Annotated in this window: 15 protein-coding genes; 10 read left to right on the top strand and 5 right to left on the bottom strand. The window is 38.3% G+C overall.

Translation table 11 applies throughout. The features are described from left to right. Positions 1–55: 55 nt before the first annotated feature. Both bamG and AABK36_RS01435 read right to left on the bottom strand, forming a co-directional pair. A complete protein-coding gene (gene bamG / locus AABK36_RS01440; protein WP_309937245.1) occupies positions 56–1,366 on the bottom strand; it encodes a BamG family beta-barrel-assembly machinery protein in 1,311 nt (436 codons plus the stop codon). After that, positions 1,347–2,078 carry a type III pantothenate kinase gene (locus tag AABK36_RS01435; protein ID WP_309937244.1) on the bottom strand — a complete coding sequence of 244 codons (732 nt, stop codon included), beginning with the start codon at positions 2,076–2,078 and terminating at the stop codon, positions 1,347–1,349. The genes bamG and AABK36_RS01435 overlap by 20 nt, the downstream gene beginning before the upstream one ends. A gap of 162 nt (positions 2,079–2,240) precedes the next feature. On the opposite strand from AABK36_RS01435, the gene AABK36_RS01430 reads away from it, so the two are divergent. Next, a complete protein-coding gene (locus tag AABK36_RS01430; RefSeq protein WP_309937243.1) occupies positions 2,241–3,347 on the top strand; it encodes an anhydro-N-acetylmuramic acid kinase in 1,107 nt (368 codons plus the stop codon). Positions 3,348–3,671: 324 nt separating this feature from the next. Beyond that, a complete protein-coding gene (locus AABK36_RS01425; RefSeq protein WP_374709116.1) occupies positions 3,672–5,054 on the top strand; it encodes a sodium:proton antiporter in 1,383 nt (460 codons plus the stop codon). Positions 5,055–5,128: 74 nt separating this feature from the next. Here AABK36_RS01425 and ahcY read toward each other — a convergent pair whose 3' ends face one another. Both ahcY and AABK36_RS01415 read right to left on the bottom strand, forming a co-directional pair. Next, positions 5,129–6,436 (bottom strand): adenosylhomocysteinase, encoded by a 1,308-nt coding sequence (ahcY, locus tag AABK36_RS01420; protein WP_309937241.1) that lies wholly within the window; start codon positions 6,434–6,436, stop codon positions 5,129–5,131. 17 nt (positions 6,437–6,453) lie between these two features. Further along, the gene (locus tag AABK36_RS01415; RefSeq protein WP_309937240.1) at positions 6,454–7,218 is read right to left on the bottom strand and encodes a biotin--[acetyl-CoA-carboxylase] ligase; all 765 of its coding nucleotides are present in this window, start codon (positions 7,216–7,218) and stop codon (positions 6,454–6,456) included. A 42-nt stretch (positions 7,219–7,260) separates the two neighbouring features. Between AABK36_RS01415 and rsfS the strand changes: the two genes are divergently transcribed. The 5 genes from rsfS (at position 7,261) to recR (ending at position 11,659) form a co-directional block, all read left to right on the top strand. Continuing rightward, complete coding sequence (gene rsfS / locus AABK36_RS01410; RefSeq protein WP_309937239.1) at positions 7,261–7,662, top strand: ribosome silencing factor; 402 nt, start codon at positions 7,261–7,263, stop codon at positions 7,660–7,662. Between the two features lie 50 nt (positions 7,663–7,712). After that, on the top strand, positions 7,713–9,782 hold the full coding sequence (gene ftsH, locus AABK36_RS01405) for an ATP-dependent zinc metalloprotease FtsH (protein ID WP_309937238.1): 2,070 nt from the start codon (positions 7,713–7,715) through the stop codon (positions 9,780–9,782). Positions 9,783–9,945: 163 nt separating this feature from the next. Continuing rightward, on the top strand, positions 9,946–10,713 hold the full coding sequence (locus tag AABK36_RS01400; protein WP_309937237.1) for a UDP-2,3-diacylglucosamine diphosphatase: 768 nt from the start codon (positions 9,946–9,948) through the stop codon (positions 10,711–10,713). An 18-nt stretch (positions 10,714–10,731) separates the two neighbouring features. Beyond that, positions 10,732–11,022 carry an ATP-dependent Clp protease adaptor ClpS gene (locus AABK36_RS01395; protein ID WP_309937236.1) on the top strand — a complete coding sequence of 97 codons (291 nt, stop codon included), beginning with the start codon at positions 10,732–10,734 and terminating at the stop codon, positions 11,020–11,022. A gap of 28 nt (positions 11,023–11,050) precedes the next feature. Beyond that, positions 11,051–11,659 (top strand): recombination mediator RecR, encoded by a 609-nt coding sequence (gene recR / locus AABK36_RS01390; RefSeq protein WP_309937235.1) that lies wholly within the window; start codon positions 11,051–11,053, stop codon positions 11,657–11,659. A 10-nt stretch (positions 11,660–11,669) separates the two neighbouring features. Here recR and AABK36_RS01385 read toward each other — a convergent pair whose 3' ends face one another. Then, the gene (locus tag AABK36_RS01385; protein ID WP_309937234.1) at positions 11,670–11,849 is read right to left on the bottom strand and encodes a hypothetical protein; all 180 of its coding nucleotides are present in this window, start codon (positions 11,847–11,849) and stop codon (positions 11,670–11,672) included. 146 nt (positions 11,850–11,995) lie between these two features. Between AABK36_RS01385 and AABK36_RS01380 the strand changes: the two genes are divergently transcribed. From AABK36_RS01380 to AABK36_RS01370, 3 genes are all read left to right on the top strand, one after another. Then, entirely contained in the window at positions 11,996–13,195 is a 1,200-nt protein-coding gene (locus AABK36_RS01380; protein ID WP_309937232.1) for a pyridoxal phosphate-dependent aminotransferase, read from the top strand. A gap of 116 nt (positions 13,196–13,311) precedes the next feature. Continuing rightward, positions 13,312–14,313: a bifunctional heptose 7-phosphate kinase/heptose 1-phosphate adenyltransferase gene (locus tag AABK36_RS01375; RefSeq protein ID WP_309937231.1), complete on the top strand. Its 1,002-nt coding sequence runs from the start codon at positions 13,312–13,314 to the stop codon at positions 14,311–14,313. Next, complete coding sequence (locus AABK36_RS01370) at positions 14,306–16,114, top strand: TrkH family potassium uptake protein (protein ID WP_309937230.1); 1,809 nt, start codon at positions 14,306–14,308, stop codon at positions 16,112–16,114. The genes AABK36_RS01375 and AABK36_RS01370 overlap by 8 nt, the downstream gene beginning before the upstream one ends. The last annotated feature ends 5 nt before the right edge of the window (positions 16,115–16,119 follow it).

The raw sequence follows: 16,119 nt of genomic DNA, 5'->3' as shown, positions 1-16,119 counted from the left end.
GGATTAAAAATGATCATATTATGATTTTTGTCATCAAAGCAATCAAGCTTTTGCATTAATCGTATTTTCTCTTAATGAACCAATCTCTTCCTCCGAACGCAAAGCCTATATTGATTTGGAATGTTTGCTCATCATAAAGCGAATTTTTATCAACTAACAATTCTCCGTACTTAAAACCAATATCCAATTGGGATGCTCCAACAGGAAAGCCAAATCCTCCTGTAAATCCCCACGAATGAAATACAGCGTTTTCAATCGCATAAGGGGGTTTTTCATAGTACGCTCCAAATCTATAAGCAACTCTGCTTAGGTAGCTGTTCACTGAAAAAATATCAGGAATCCACTGACCACCTAATGCAATCTTATAAGTATCTCCTGAATATCTATTCACTCCACTTGAATTTTTAAATTTACCCCAATCTTGCGCAGTAAAATCCAAACCAATCAACCACTTATTAGGCTTTTCATAACTTGCTCCAAACCCATACTTGCTAGGAATATACTGCGAAATACTTTCATTCGTAATAGAACGTTCAATTTCCGGCGGTGCTCCTGAATTATTTTTCAGTCTTCTCTCCAACCTCATATCTCTCTTACCGCCATAATCTCCTCCAAGCTCATAAATCGCACCCATGTTCAATACATTGTTTTTACCAACATTCGCGTGATAAGATAAACCGAAATTCACAGACACATGCTGAACAGTAACTTGATCTATATAACTAGTTATGTAAGGAAAAGTAATATAATCCGGGGTTGTCGACGGATCTCTCAAGTCAAACAAAGAAGTAGAAATATCTCTATTAATTGAGCCAAAATAAAGCACCCCTTCAACACCAACACTAAAATTCTTTGACAACCTATAACCTAAGCCCAAAAATGCTTTTGAAACACCTCCGCGACCTTCCATAATGGAAGTTTGCTCTATTGGCTCATTGTTTGGCCCAGCAAATCGGCTTACATTCTCAGCTTTATAGTTCACAGTCGTATATGGCATGATACCAAAGCTTAGCCCCATTTTATTTGCCTTAATTGGAAGTGCTGCCGTCAAATAAGCTAAGTTAGCAAAACCATTATTCTGTTTTTGATTGTTTCCGCTTATGGTTTTATTTTCGTAGATCATTCCGAAATCAAACACCGCGTAGTTATTATAAGGCAATAAAGCCGGATTAATAACATTAGCATGCCTAGATGATCCATTACTAATTCCTATTCCACCCATTGACTCATTGAAAGCCAAACCGGAATTATTAAGCGTACCTATGCCTGCCACAGAATAGGGTGACAAATTGTATTGGCCATACGCTGAGCTTAAAAATAGCGTAAGAAGAACAACTAGACTAAACTTATTTTTTTTGATTGACATTATATGTTAATATTGAATCTAAACCTATTAAAACCAATTCAGGTATTACAAATATATCTCTATCAGGATCGAACCATTTCGAATCACCTCCGCAAAGAATTATCTTCAAATCTCCGAATTTTTTACGATACTCACTAATAATCCCCTTAATTTCAGCTTTAAAACCATTAAATACACCGCTTTCAATTGCCGTTTTTGTAGAAGTTCCCACAAGCTTGGGCTCAGAAGAAATCTCAACCATAGGCAAACGAGAAGTAAAATTATGCAATGCCTTAGCTCTCAGCGATAGTCCTGGCGATATTCCTCCTCCCCAAAACGAACCTTGTGAGTCTATAAAATCATAGGTGATACACGTCCCAGCATCTATAACAAGTAAATTAGAATCCGGGAAAAGCTTTTTTGCGCCGCAAGCAGAAGCTATTCGATCAGCTCCAAGCGTATTTGGCGTCTCATACTCAAGCTTGATTGGCAATGGCATATTCCATTTCAAATGATGCAGTCTTGACAAATCAAGTTCTAATTCTTTTGAAATCTGGAGCGAATCAGCACCTACAGAACTAACAATATAATTTTTTGCAACATCAAGATCGCCATTGATTAAAGATTTCAAACTTTTCAAATTATCGACGCTTTTGACAGACCTCAACTCTCCTGCCTCAAACACTCCCAACTTTGTAAAAGTATTACCAACGTCAATGCAATAATTCTTCATGTTTTTTCTCCTTCAAGCCATTTTCTCTAGCTTAATTAAAACAATTAACACCTATTTTGCTAGATAAAAAACATATTGATTAAATTTTAACATTTTTTTCAAAAAAAATACCTATCTATAAATCTAAATGAGCACTTCATTCAATTTCGAATTATCACTATAATGAAAAAGCACCAAATCATTGGCACTATGTCAGGCACTTCACTTGATGGGCTGGATATCGCCTGTTGCGAATTTTGGAAAAATATTGATGGGCTTTGGCAATACAAAATATTGAATACTGCGACTGCTGAATACAACCAATATTGGATAGACAAACTATCAAAAGCCAGATTTTTATCCGGTCTGGACTTGTCCTTGCTGGATATTGAACTAGGAAATTATTTTGGCTCGCTTATCTCCAACTTTATTCAATCTCATAATCTTGATCCAGAATTAATCGCTTCTCATGGTCATACAGTCTTTCATCAGCCTGAAAAAGGACTAACTCTTCAAATAGCTTCAGGCAACTGCATCATGGCTCAAACGCAAACAACAGTGATCAATGATTTCAGAAGCATGGATGTTGCTTTCGGAGGTCAAGGAGCTCCCCTTGTGCCAGTTGGCGACTATTACCTTTATCATAATTATGACGCTTGCCTAAACTTGGGAGGCATTGCGAACTTAAGCTACTCCTTGGAAGAAAAAAGCGCTGTCGCATATGATATATGCTTCTGCAATATCATTCTTAACAAACTTGCCAACCTCGCGGATAAAAAATACGATGCAGAAGGAAAAATGGCGGCATCTGGAAAACTCATTGACAAGTTGTTTCGTTCATTAGAAAGTTTGGAATACTATAAATTAAATCCACCTAAATCTTTAGGAATTGAATGGATTGAAAAAAACATCTTTCCAATCATTGAAGAATATGCTTGTGCTAATCAAAATATGATCAATAATTTATTGAGAACAGTAACAGAGCATATTGCTGAAAGAGTTAATTATGAGTTTGAAGTATTGAAAGCCAAGCATCATCAAAAAGACACTTTGAACGTGCTTGTCTCAGGAGGAGGAGCTCACAACAAATTCTTGTTTCAAACTATGAATTTACTTGGAAATCCATTAGGAATCGAATATCATTTGGCGGATTCTGACACTACAAATTTCAAAGAAGCCATTGTCTTTGCTTTTCTAGGATTACTAAGAAGCTTGGGAGAAGACAATATTTGGGCCAGTGTGACTGGCGCAAAGTATAATACTTGCAGTGGAATGGTACATAATCATTAATTTTTACCAAAATTAATATATAATTGCACCTATTCTCATTATAAATGATATATTGCTATCCGATGCTTTGCATAAATTAGCAACAAGCATTTACAGTCAAACATTTTGGCGTAACTTTATTTTAGTAACATACAATTTGATAAACCAATTTTCTGATCGATGAATAATTTTTTATTTGGATTGATAACCTGGCTGACAATGTCTCTTTCGCTAGGATTCAATCACGCCCCGGCTTACGGAGGTGCTTTGGAAAACAACAATGAGGGGAAAGCTAAGCTGGTTCAAGAACAAATAAACAATGCTGATCACTCGGACAGCTCCGGCATGCCAGTGCAAGAGTATGACGAACTAGAAGCTGGTGGACACGGAGAACATCATGCTGTAGCCCCTTCTTGGACAGTAATTCCTTTTGTTCTATTACTTATTATGATCGCCACAGGTCCGCTTTTTTACGAACAATTTTGGCATCATCACTATCCTAAAGTAGCCGTAGCGCTTGCCGCACTCGTTGTAACATACTATATCACCGTATTGCATAATATGCATGCTCCAATTCATGCATTGGCTGAATATGTTCAATTCATATCATTAATAGCCTCGCTTTACATTGCTTCAGGCGGTATAATGATTAAGATTGACAAAAAAGGAACCCCAATGGCTAATATAGCCATATTGTTAATGGGAGCGGTTATATCCAACTTTATTGGAACCACAGGGGCTTCTATGCTACTGATAAGACCATTTATTCGTCTTAATAAAGATCGTATCAAAGCATATCATATTATTTTCTTCATCTTCATGGTCAGTAATATTGGAGGTGGCTTAACGCCAATCGGTGATCCTCCGTTGTTTTTAGGGTTTTTGAAAGGTGTTCCATTCGAATGGACCTTGATTCACAACATAGTGCCGTGGATCTTTAGCCTTATAATTCTAGCTTTAGTATTCTATCTTGTTGACAAAAGAAACATTGGCAAAGAAGAAGGGGATGAAAAGTCATACTCGGGTAAAATATCTATTACTGGCACCAAGAACTTTATATGGCTATTGATCGTGATCGTTGCTGTATTCATGGATCCAAATGTATTTGATTTCATTCCGGCAATTAATTATGATGGCCAGAAAATTTCTTTCTTAAGAGAGTTAATCATGTTAAGCGTTGCATTTTTCTCTTTTAAATTCGCCAATCAAGACGCTATCAGAGGAAATGAATTCAATTTCGAGCCGATCAAAGAAGTTACATTTATATTCATCGGTATATTCGGCACTATGATGCCTGCATTGGAGCTTGTAGGCGAGTTTGCGAAATCTGAAACAGGAGCAAGCCTGATCAATCACAATACTCTCTATTGGGGAACAGGAATATTATCCGGGTTTCTTGACAATGCCCCTACTTATCTGAACTTCCTTGCGGCAGCAATGGCTTCTCAAGGAGCATCGATTTCTGACATGGAAGCTGTAAAAGCCTTTGCTGATGGTGGTAGCCAATTCGCTAATTCCATCTTACAATTAAAAGCAATAGCAGTAGCCGCCGTATTCTTTGGCGCCATGACATATATCGGCAACGGTCCGAATTTCATGGTAAAATCCATCTCTGAGCAAAGCGGAATTAAAATGCCTTCGTTCTTTGGTTACATATTAAGATTTTCAGTGCCTATACTATTGCCTATTCTTATATTAGTATGGCTGGTGTTCTTTGCTTTTGTTTAATCAAAATAGCAATGAGATAAAAAAGAGGCTGTCTTTCTTACGAGACAGCCTCTTTTTTTAATTATAAGTTTTTATTAGTATCTATAATACTCTGGCTTATATGGACCTTCAACTTTCACGTTGATGTATTCAGCTTGATCTTGCGATAACTCATCCAACTCAACTCCAATTTTCTTAAGGTGCAGTCTTGCCACTTTTTCATCCAAATGCTTTGGAAGAACATGAACACTATTGCTATACTTTTCAGAATGCAACCACAACTCTATCTGAGCTAGTGTTTGGTTAGTGAAAGAATTAGACATTACAAATGAAGGGTGCCCAGTAGCGCAGCCAAGATTCACTAGTCTTCCTTCAGCCAAAACGATAATATCGTTTCCATTGATAGTATACTTGTCAACCTGAGGTTTGATATTGACTTTGCTGTCTCCATAAGTTGTGTTCAACCAAGCCATATCAATCTCATTGTCAAAATGGCCAATGTTACAAACAATCGTTTTGTCTTTCATCGACTCAAAGTGTCTTCCAACAATGATATCCTTATTACCGGTAGTAGTCACAACAATATCAGCCTCTTTGATAGCGTCATTCATCTTTTTCACTTCGAAGCCTTCCATCGCGGCCTGCAATGCGCAAATAGGATCGATTTCAGTAACAATAACTCTTGCTCCAGCACCTCTCAAAGACTCTGCAGAACCTTTACCTACATCGCCATAACCAGCTACAACTGCAACCTTACCAGCAATCATAACATCAGTGGCTCTTCTTATTCCATCAACCAAAGATTCTCTACATCCATATTTGTTATCAAACTTAGACTTAGTCACCGAATCATTAACATTGATACATGGCAAAGGAAGCTTTCCATTTTGCTCTCTTTCGTACAATCTATGAACTCCCGTAGTAGTTTCTTCAGAAATACCCTTGATAGCTTCAACCAATTGCGGATATTGATCCAAAACCATATTGGTTAGATCTCCTCCATCATCCAAAATCATATTCAATGGCTTGTCTTCGCTTCCGAAAAACAATGTCTGCTCAATGCACCAATCAAATTCCTCATCATTCATGCCTTTCCATGCGAACACAGGAATACCAGCGGCGGCTATAGCAGCGGCAGCATGATCCTGAGTAGAAAAAATATTGCATGAAGACCATCTTACTTCAGCGCCTAAAGCTACCAAAGTCTCGATTAGAACCGCCGTCTGAATTGTCATGTGAAGACATCCAGCGATTCTAGCATCTTTAAGAGGTTGAGACTCACCATACTCATCTCTCAAAGACATCAAGCCCGGCATTTCAGCCTCGGCAAGTTCAATTTCCTTACGTCCCCATTCAGCTAAAGAGATATCTTTAACTTTGTATTGCAATGAAGTGTCAATCATAACGATAGGTTTACTTTCTATTTTATAAATTTAATTTCTTTAATATCGAATTCTTTTGTGTCATTTTCCCGCTCTACAATCAAGCATCCCAACTCATTCACTCCCTTGATTCTTCCCATAAAATACTGTTCTTGCAAATCTTGGAAAGTATGAATTTCATCGTACCAATATAGCTTGGAATAATATTCTTGATGCAGACTTTTTGCGGACAAGTTTTCAAGCTGTCGATATCGACGAGTGAAAAACTCTAAAAACAAAGTCAACATCTCCCTCAAATCGAACTCTTGACCACAAATCATAGCCAAAGATTTCGCTTGAGGGTGAACAAATTCTTTTTGATTGATGTTGACCCCTATTCCAACAACTGAAGTTTTCACAAACTCTCCTTGAGCAATGCTTTCGATCAATATCCCGCCCATTTTCGTATCTTCAAAATAAATATCATTGGGCCATTTTATCTTCAAATCCTCCTCCAACAAATATTCACTCAAAAAATCGTAAATACTCAAACTCGTAAGCATGCTTAGGAAAAACTGGTCGGATATATGAAGTGATTGAGGATGTAGAACAATCGAAAAAGTAAGATTCTGGCCTGAAGCGGCTTCCCAAACATTGCCTCTTTGGCCTTTCCCGGAAGTCTGACAATTTGTCAATACAACAGTTCCATGTTGGGCATCGCCATTTTGCGCCATTTTGACAGCTTCCGTATTAGTTGAACTACAAGATTCTAGTTCTATGAGCTGTTTGCCAATAATAAATGAATTTGGATTTCTGATATGCAATGATTTTTAATTAAATTTGACACCGCAATTTAAAAACAACATATGAAAGAAAAAAAACAAGTTATAGATTCAAAAAAGCTTAGCGAAATCATAGCTCAGGGGATGCTGGAAAAGAAAGCAAGCAATGTTGTGATCATGGATTTAAGAGAAATCAGCGGAGCTATCGCAGATTTTTTTGTGATCAGTTCTGGTAATTCCGAGACGCAAGTCGAAGCAATTGCTGACTCTGTAGAAGAGTTCTCTTATAAAGCTATTGAAGAAAACCCATGGCACAAAGAAGGCTTCACAAATAAGGAATGGATTTTGCTAGACTATGTTGATGTGGTTGCGCATGTGTTTAAAAAGGATCGCAGGGAGTTCTTCAACATAGAAGGAATGTGGGGAGATGCGAAAATCACCCGCCTCAATCCCGAAAATTCATCTGACGACAACACTTTCGAATAATAATCGTATTCGATTTAGAACAAAATTGGATTTTTATCAAACAGAACGTAATGGGAGACGAACCTAAATCAAAAAACCCCAATAAAAAAAGGATAGTTCCTAAGCCGCCGCAAAAACCCAACTTTCAGGTTTGGCTTATTGTATCCCTTTTAGCGCTTATTTTTGGATTAACTTACTTCAACAACAGCAGCACAGCGATCGATATCACCGAGTATAAATTTCAAAAAATGCTTGAAAGTCATGATGTCGAAAGAGTTGTGTTAATACGAAACCAAAATTTGGTGGAAGTATTCCTGAAGAAGGAAGCTCTTGAGAATACTAAATACAAAAAAGAACTAGAAAACAAATCTCCATTTGGATTTGCGGAAGGCCCACAATATCGAGTTAAAATCGTTTCAGCGGAAGCTTTCACTAAAAAATTCAATGAAATAGAGGAAAAACTTCCTCCAAAAGACCGAATTGGTTATCAAGTTGAAGACAGAAGCGATTTCTCTCAATTTATCACCACTTGGGGATTCTTACTGTTAATGCTTTTTGGTTTCTGGTTCTTGATGAGACGCATGACAGGCCAATCTGGACCTGGCGGACAAATTTTCAATATCGGAAAATCCAAGGCTCAAGTATTCGACGCCGAAAATAAAGTTAAGATAACTTTCAACGACGTAGCTGGATTAGATGAAGCCAAAGAAGAAATTGCCGAAATTGTAGATTTCCTAAAGACGCCAACTAAGTACACTAAACTGGGAGGTAAAATTCCAAAAGGAGCATTGTTAGTAGGCCCTCCGGGAACAGGTAAAACCTTGCTTGCTAAAGCTGTGGCAGGAGAAGCAGGAGTGCCGTTCTTCTCGCTTTCAGGTTCTGACTTTGTAGAAATGTTCGTTGGAGTTGGTGCTGCCAGAGTGAGAGACTTGTTCAAGCAAGCCAAAGAGAAAGCGCCTTGCATCATCTTCATTGACGAAATTGACGCTATTGGGCGCTCAAGAGGAAAAGGTTCTATGCCGGGAGCAAACGACGAGAGAGAGAATACATTGAACTCTTTGCTAGTGGAAATGGATGGATTTGCTACTGATTCAGGAGTTATTATCCTTGCTGCAACCAACCGCCCGGATGTGCTGGACAGCGCTTTGCTTAGACCGGGTAGATTCGATCGTCAGATCAGCATTGACAAGCCTGATATCATCGGTAGAGAAGCAATATTCAAAGTTCATATTAAAGACCTTAAAAAAGCCAAAGACGTTGACCCTAAGAAATTAGCGGCTCAAACTCCTGGTTTTGCGGGAGCTGAAATCATGAACGTTTGCAACGAGGCTGCGCTTATTGCGGCAAGAAACAATAAGCCGGAAGTTACACTTGATGACTTTTTCAGTGCTATTGACAGAGTCATTGGAGGCCTTGAAAAGAAAAATAAAATCATTTCTCCTGAAGAAAAGAAAATCGTTGCTTACCATGAAGCTGGCCATGCGGTTGCAGGTTGGTTCTTGGAGCATGCGGACCCATTGGTTAAAGTAAGTATTGTTCCTCGTGGTGTTGCGGCACTAGGATACGCTCAATACTTGCCAAAAGAGCAGTTCCTTTACCAAACAGAGCAACTTCTTGACGAAATGTGCATGGCGCTTGGCGGTAGAGCTGCTGAAGAAATAATTTTTGGGAAGATTTCCACTGGAGCTTTGAGCGATTTGGAAAGAGTAACCAAGTCTGCTTATGGCATGGTGACAGTATATGGTATGAATGATAAAATTGGAAATGTATCTTTCTATGACTCAAAACAGTCTGAATACAATTTCAACAAGCCTTATTCTGAAGCTACTGCTGAAACCATAGATTCCGAAGTAAGAAAAATCGTAGAAGGCGCTTACCAAAGAACCAAAGATTTGCTTCTTGAAAAAAGAAATGAGCTGGAAGTGTTAGCCAAAGAGCTTTTAACCAAAGAAGTGTTGTTCCAAACGGATCTTGAAACACTTATTGGCAAAAGGCCTTTTAGTAAAGAAACCACTTACCAAGCTTATACAAACGCTAATAGAAGCGGAAACGATGGGCCTCAAAAGACAGAGGAAGCTCCTAAAAATGAAAAGCAAAACGATTCTGAAAAGCCTGAAGCTTCTGACTCGAAAGACGCTTAGAGAATCTCGAAATACTTTATAATATCAATATTAAAATCAGACATACTAAAAATGTCTGATTTTTTTATTTATTTTGAATTCTGAATAGTGTGTAAAATGGCATTTACTATCCAAAGCACTATTCAATACATTGACCTAAATTCTTGCGAAAGAGCGCACGCATATGTTTGATGAAATTAGTTCTCTTCCTTCGAATAAAAGAATATACTTCGCCTCTGATTTTCACCTTGGCGCGCCTAACTATGAAAAAAGTCGTGAAAGAGAAGACAAAATTGTTAGATGGCTTAAAGAAATAGAAAAAGATGCTGAGGCCGTATTCTTAGTTGGAGACTTATTTGATTTCTGGTTTGAATATGGAACAGTAGTTCCCAAAGGCTATATTAGATTTCTAGGACAGCTAGCCAAAATGGCTGACAATGGAATAAAACTATATTTATTTACTGGCAATCATGATATGTGGATGTTTGATTATTTGCCTAAAGAAATCGGAGCGAAGATCATTCGAAAGCCTATTGCATTCTATTGCAACGATAAAAAATTCATGATCGGCCATGGAGACGGCTTGGGACCTGGAGACAGAAAATATAAATTCTTGAAAAACTTCTTCGACAGTAAAGTTTGCCAATGGCTTTTTGCCAGACTTCATCCTAACTTGGGAATAGGCATTGCCAATACTTGGTCCAAAAGCAGTAGAGCAAGCAACTCTTCTCATGATGAAGTGTTTTTGGGAGATGATGAGTGGATTTACATTCACTGCAAAAATATAGAAGAAAAAAATCACCATGATTACTATATCTTTGGGCACAGACACTTGCCTCTTGATCTTAAAGTAGGCAAAAATTCAAGATATATAAATCTGGGGGAATGGATTAAGCAATGCCAATACGCATATTTCGACGGAAAAGACGTTATAATTGAGCATTTTGAATAGATTGAAATAATTATTAATATGGATCAAATACAAGAAGACGAGCTCATCGAAGTTCTAGAAGAAATCAAATTGGATGACTTGCTAGAAGACAATCATGACCTTATGGTCTACAATGATGATGTGAACACTTTCGACCATGTCATTTCCATGTTGATCAAAATCTGCAAACACCATAAAGAACAAGCGGAACAATGCACGTGGATTATTCATTACAAAGGCAAATGCAGTGTGAAAAAAGGTTCAAAAAAAGACCTTAAGCCTATGAAAGACGCTTTGTGCGAATCTGGCATTGACGCTAAAATTTTGTAACAAAATCCCTTAACCACCACACATTGACATGCAACTGCCCTCCAAACTCATTCAAGACGCTGTAGAAGAAATGGCCAAGCTTCCCGGCATAGGCAAAAAGACTGCATTGAGGCTTGTTTTGCATTTATTAAATAGCGACAAGGAACAAACCACCATGCTATCCAACGCTCTTGTCCAAATGAGAGAAAATGTCAAGTATTGCAAAAAATGCCACAATGTTTCCGATGAGGAAATCTGCAATATTTGCTCTTCCAACAATCGAGACAAATCCACGATTTGCGTAGTGGAAAGCATCAAAGATGTGCTGGCGATAGAAAACACCGCTCATTACCGAGGAGAGTACCATGTGCTCGGAGGCATCATCTCGCCTTTGGAAGGCATAGGTCCCAGCGACTTGAGCATCGACTTATTAATAGAAAGAGTTTCGCAACACGATTCCGAGGTCAAAGAAGTTATTCTCGCCTTAAGTCCAACAATGGAAGGAGACACAACAGCTTTCTATATTTCGAAAAAGCTTAAGAGTTGTGATATCAAATTATCAACCATCGCCAGAGGTGTTCCTATTGGAGGCGAAATCGAATACACGGACGAAGTTACTCTTGGCAGAAGCATTATGACTCGAACGCTTTTTTCCTAGAGAAGCATCATCATTCTTCAGGATGCGAACAACATGGTCCTTCATGCACCAATCTTATCCATTCATCTTGATCCAAGATCTCTTTTTCCTTTCGAAAATTTGAAGATTTGCATTTATCGTTGGCATCACCGCTAGGATTCGACGAATGCTGTTGTTCATTTTCTTGTTCTTGCTGTACTTTTGTATGCACTATTTTTTTTTATCAAAGTAAGCAAAATTTTCTTTTGAAAACGGCGAAAATAATGCAAAATTTATACTAGAAATATGCTGGGAGATAATCAAGTATATGGGCAAATGGATGATTTGCATAAATGAAGCGCTAAAAGTACATCACACATGAACAAACTATCGAATAGAGTAAATGCACTAGCGGAGTCAGCTACTATCGCTATGGCACAGAAGGCGAGAGAATTGAAAGCCGAAGGAAAAGACATCATTAGCCTGAGTCTTGGGGAGCCTGACTTTAAAACTCCATTACACGTTCAGGAGGCTGCCAAATCAGCTATTGAAAGCGAAGAGTTCTTTTCTTATCCTCCGGTACCAGGTTACCCGGATCTAAGAGCAGCGATAGCTGAAAAGCTTCAGCTTGAAAACAAAATTGAGTGCACAGCAAACAATATTGTTATATCAACGGGAGCAAAGCATTCTATCGCCAATGTATTTTTAGCTCTTTTGAACCCTGGAGATGAAGTGATTGTATATTCCCCATTTTGGGTAAGCTACATCGAAATGATCAAACTTGCAGAAGGCGTTCCTGTTATGCTTGAAGGAAGCTTAGAGCAAGATTTCAAAGCGTCTGCCGAGCAATTGGCTGCTGCGATTACCGACAAGACAAGGGCTGTCATTTTCTCTTCTCCTTGCAACCCTACTGGAGCTGTATGGAGCAAAGAGGAATTATTGGCTATGTCAGAAGTCTTGAAACAACATGATGATATTACTTTGATAGCTGATGAAATCTACGAATACATCAACTTCACAGAGGAAGGACACACGAGTATTGCATCTTTGCCTGGCATGGCTGACAAAACTGTCACTGTGAATGGATTCAGCAAAGGTTACGCAATGACTGGATGGAGAGTTGGATACATTTGCGCTCCAGAATACATTGCTAAAGCATGCGCGAAACTTCAAGGCCAAATGACTTCAGGAAACTCTTCAATTGCTCAAAGAGCAGCGCTTTCAGCTATCGCCGGTGAGCAAACGCCTCGTAAAGAAATGGCTAAAGCATATAGAGAAAGAAGATCTTTGGTAAAAGGGCTATTGGATGAGATTCCGGGAGTTAAAACACCAATGCCGGAAGGCGCGTTTTACTTCTTCCCTGATGTAAGCCATTATTTCGGTACTTCAAGCGAGTCGACTAGTGTTAACAACTCGAATGACTTAGCGCTTTATTTGCTTGCGGATGCTAATGTATCTACTGTTTCTGGTGATGCATTTGGAGCTCCTAATTGTATCAGAATGTCATATGCAGCTTCTGAAGAGCAATTGAAAGAAGCTTTGGAAAGAATTAAAAACTCTTTAGCCAAGCTTAAATAAGCCAAGTAATAATATTTCCATATCATAATCAAATGACGATTTGCGATCCATTTTTCGTAAATCGTCATTTTCATTTTGTACATTTGCGTCGGATTTTTTCAAAAAAGTTGCAACATATGAATTTTGAGAATATAGAACAAATTGGCGAAGCTTTCAACCAAATGAGAGTCTTGATCATCGGAGATGTAATGATAGACTCATATGTATGGGGTAGTGTAGACCGAATTTCGCCAGAAGCTCCAGTGCCTGTAGTCAATGTCAGGAAAAAAGAAGTTAGGATGGGTGGAGCTGCAAATGTCGCGAAAAACATCCAATCCCTTGGAGCAACTCCAATCCTTTGCTCAATCATAGGCAAAGATGTTGACGGAGACACTTTTTTCGACTTGTTAAATAGAAAACAAATATCCGCTGAAGGCATTGTTTCCAGCGACAATAGAGTTACGACACTCAAGGAAAGAGTCCTTTCAGGCTCTCAACAACTGCTTAGAATAGATTCTGAAACTGACAAACCTCTATCTGAAGAAGAAGAATCCCAATTGCTGAAACGTATATATCCATTGATGGAAAATATTGATGTCATCATTTTTGAAGATTATGACAAAGGCGTATTAAACAAAAATGTCATCAAAAAAGTAGTTTCTTGGGCTAATGAGAAAAGAATTCCTACTGTAGTGGATCCTAAAAAGCGAAATTTCCTTGACTATCATGGAGTTACTTTATTCAAGCCGAACTTGAAAGAAATCAAAGAAGGCTTGAAAATAGACTTCAATCCTGATGAAGCGGATGAACTAAAATACGCAGTGGATAAATTGCTTTCTCACCTTCAAGCAGATTCCGCTCTGATTACTTTATCAGAAAAAGGTGTATATATTGACAATGGATCAAAAAATCACCATATTCCTGCTCATATTAGAGACATCTCTGATGTGTCAGGCGCCGGCGATACAGTTATCAGCATTGCCTCACTATGCTTGGCGTTGAACTTGCCTTTAAAATTCATAGCGGGACTCTCGAATTTAGGAGGAGGCTTAGTCTGCGAACATTTAGGCGTTGTTCCTATTGACAAAGAAAGGCTTCTGAAAGAAGCTGAAAGAAACAACTTACTTGAGAATGCTTGATCATTTCAACGAAAGACTTAATAGAAAACTTTACGACAGCAAGAGATATGTAAAGAATGCATTGCTAATCGTAAAGTTTTTAACATCTTTAGCAGGAGTATTCATACTCGTCTACAGTTTTGGCTTTAAGGAAAACAAGGAAGAGGCCCGAAAAATCATCGAGCTTTTAGACTATGTTTTCACCATATTTGTGATCATATTTATCACCAAATTGTTTTACGCCATAAAAAGGAAACAATATATCCTTGATCATAAATTTGAATCCTTTTTAATACTTCTGATCATTCTCAACGGCATCTCCAACTTTTTTTTCAACAACTTCATACTCATACATATATTCGAATTGTTTCACCTCGACGATTTTGTCATCTTCAAAAGCGTCAGTCTGGCGATTTACTTGCTGACAATCATCGGGTATGAATTTGTAATGGCCAGCATGTCATTGCCTGACCTCAATCTAAGACCTCCAACATTATTCATTCTAAGCTTTATTCTTTTAATAATCATTGGAGCTTTGGTATTGATGCTGCCTACCATGACAACTGTCGAAGGAAGCATGCCATTCATTGACGCATTATTCACTTCCACCAGCGCAGTCTGTGTAACAGGCCTTATTGTAGTCGATACAGCCACTTATTTCACATTCAGAGGTCAAGTGATTATTCTATTATTAATTCAGGCTGGAGGACTTGGATTAATAGCTTTCGCTTCATTTTTCGCTTATTTTATTCGTAAAAATATTAGTCTAAAAGAGCAAGTTTTAATGCAAGACTACTTTAGCAGCGACTCATTATACTCAGCAAAAAATTTATTGAAGCAAGTCGTATTAATGACATTAAGCATAGAAGCAGGAGCCGCCATCCTAATTTATTTAACATGGGGAGACCAAGTCACCTTTGTCTCAGACGGACAAAAAATATATTATTCAATCTTTCATGCGATATCCGCATTTTGCAATGCCGGGTTCAGCCTTTTTTCCAATAATTTATATGAAGGCGTGGTAAGGAATGCTTACAGCCTCCACATTGTCGTATCATTGGCTGTAATTCTTGGAGGAATCGGATTTGCCACACTTCAAGATTTGTTTTCACCCAGCAAGCTTAGAGAGCGCTTGGCTAAACCATGGATCGACTGGAAACTAGGCACCAAAATAGCGGTATACACATCTGCAATGCTTATTTTCATCGGCACAATCATTATTTTCTCACTAGAATACGATCATACACTAAGCGATCTTAGCTTCGGAGAGAAAATAATAAGCAGCTACTTCCAATCAGTTATCACTCGTACAGCTGGATTCAATTCCATGGATTTCGCCGCTTTGCAAAAATCCACATTGGTGTTCATGATTTTCTTAATGTTCATTGGAGCTTCCTCAGGATCTGTAGGAGGAGGTATCAAGACATCTACATTTTACCTAATCATGATTTCGGCAATTGCCACATTGAGAGGAAAGTCTCGCATAGAAATCAACAAAAGAGAAATCCCAAAACAGATTCTTTTCAAGGCTCTATCCATTTTCTTTTTTGCCGCTACAATTATATTTATTTCAATCTTTCTTCTATCCATTTTCGAACCCGACATATCCATACTAGAATTAGCTTTTGAGGAAGTGTCCGCATTTGCCACTGTAGGACTAAGCACTGGCATCACAGGAATACTTACTTCCACAAGCAAGACTGTGCTTATTGTTTCAATGTTCCTTGGGAGAGTTGGCATACTCACTTTCGCTCTGGCATTGAGCTCCAGCAGTTATACAAAAACATACAAGTATCCATCAGCTTCGCTAATGGTTGGATAGAAGAA

It is taken from the genome of Aureibacter tunicatorum, from assembly GCF_036492635.1.
GTDB classification, from domain to species: Bacteria; Bacteroidota; Bacteroidia; order Cytophagales; family Cyclobacteriaceae; genus Aureibacter; species Aureibacter tunicatorum.
This window is presented reverse-complemented; position numbering and strand designations above follow the sequence as displayed.

Excerpts from the sequence above, each read along its gene's own strand:
- bamG (WP_309937245.1), bottom strand. The coding sequence starts at position 1,366 with ATGTCAATCAAAAAAAATAAGTTTAGTCTAGTTGTTCTTCTTACGCTA.
- AABK36_RS01435 (WP_309937244.1), bottom strand. The coding sequence starts at position 2,078 with ATGAAGAATTATTGCATTGACGTTGGTAATACTTTTACAAAGTTGGGA.
- AABK36_RS01430 (WP_309937243.1), top strand. The coding sequence starts at position 2,241 with ATGAAAAAGCACCAAATCATTGGCACTATGTCAGGCACTTCACTTGAT.
- AABK36_RS01425 (WP_374709116.1), top strand. The coding sequence starts at position 3,672 with ATGCCAGTGCAAGAGTATGACGAACTAGAAGCTGGTGGACACGGAGAA.
- ahcY (WP_309937241.1), bottom strand. The coding sequence starts at position 6,436 with ATGATTGACACTTCATTGCAATACAAAGTTAAAGATATCTCTTTAGCT.
- rsfS (WP_309937239.1), top strand. The coding sequence starts at position 7,261 with ATGAAAGAAAAAAAACAAGTTATAGATTCAAAAAAGCTTAGCGAAATC.
- ftsH (WP_309937238.1), top strand. The coding sequence starts at position 7,713 with ATGGGAGACGAACCTAAATCAAAAAACCCCAATAAAAAAAGGATAGTT.
- AABK36_RS01400 (WP_309937237.1), top strand. The coding sequence starts at position 9,946 with ATGTTTGATGAAATTAGTTCTCTTCCTTCGAATAAAAGAATATACTTC.
- AABK36_RS01395 (WP_309937236.1), top strand. The coding sequence starts at position 10,732 with ATGGATCAAATACAAGAAGACGAGCTCATCGAAGTTCTAGAAGAAATC.
- recR (WP_309937235.1), top strand. The coding sequence starts at position 11,051 with ATGCAACTGCCCTCCAAACTCATTCAAGACGCTGTAGAAGAAATGGCC.
- AABK36_RS01380 (WP_309937232.1), top strand. The coding sequence starts at position 11,996 with ATGAACAAACTATCGAATAGAGTAAATGCACTAGCGGAGTCAGCTACT.
- AABK36_RS01375 (WP_309937231.1), top strand. The coding sequence starts at position 13,312 with ATGAATTTTGAGAATATAGAACAAATTGGCGAAGCTTTCAACCAAATG.
- AABK36_RS01370 (WP_309937230.1), top strand. The coding sequence starts at position 14,306 with ATGCTTGATCATTTCAACGAAAGACTTAATAGAAAACTTTACGACAGC.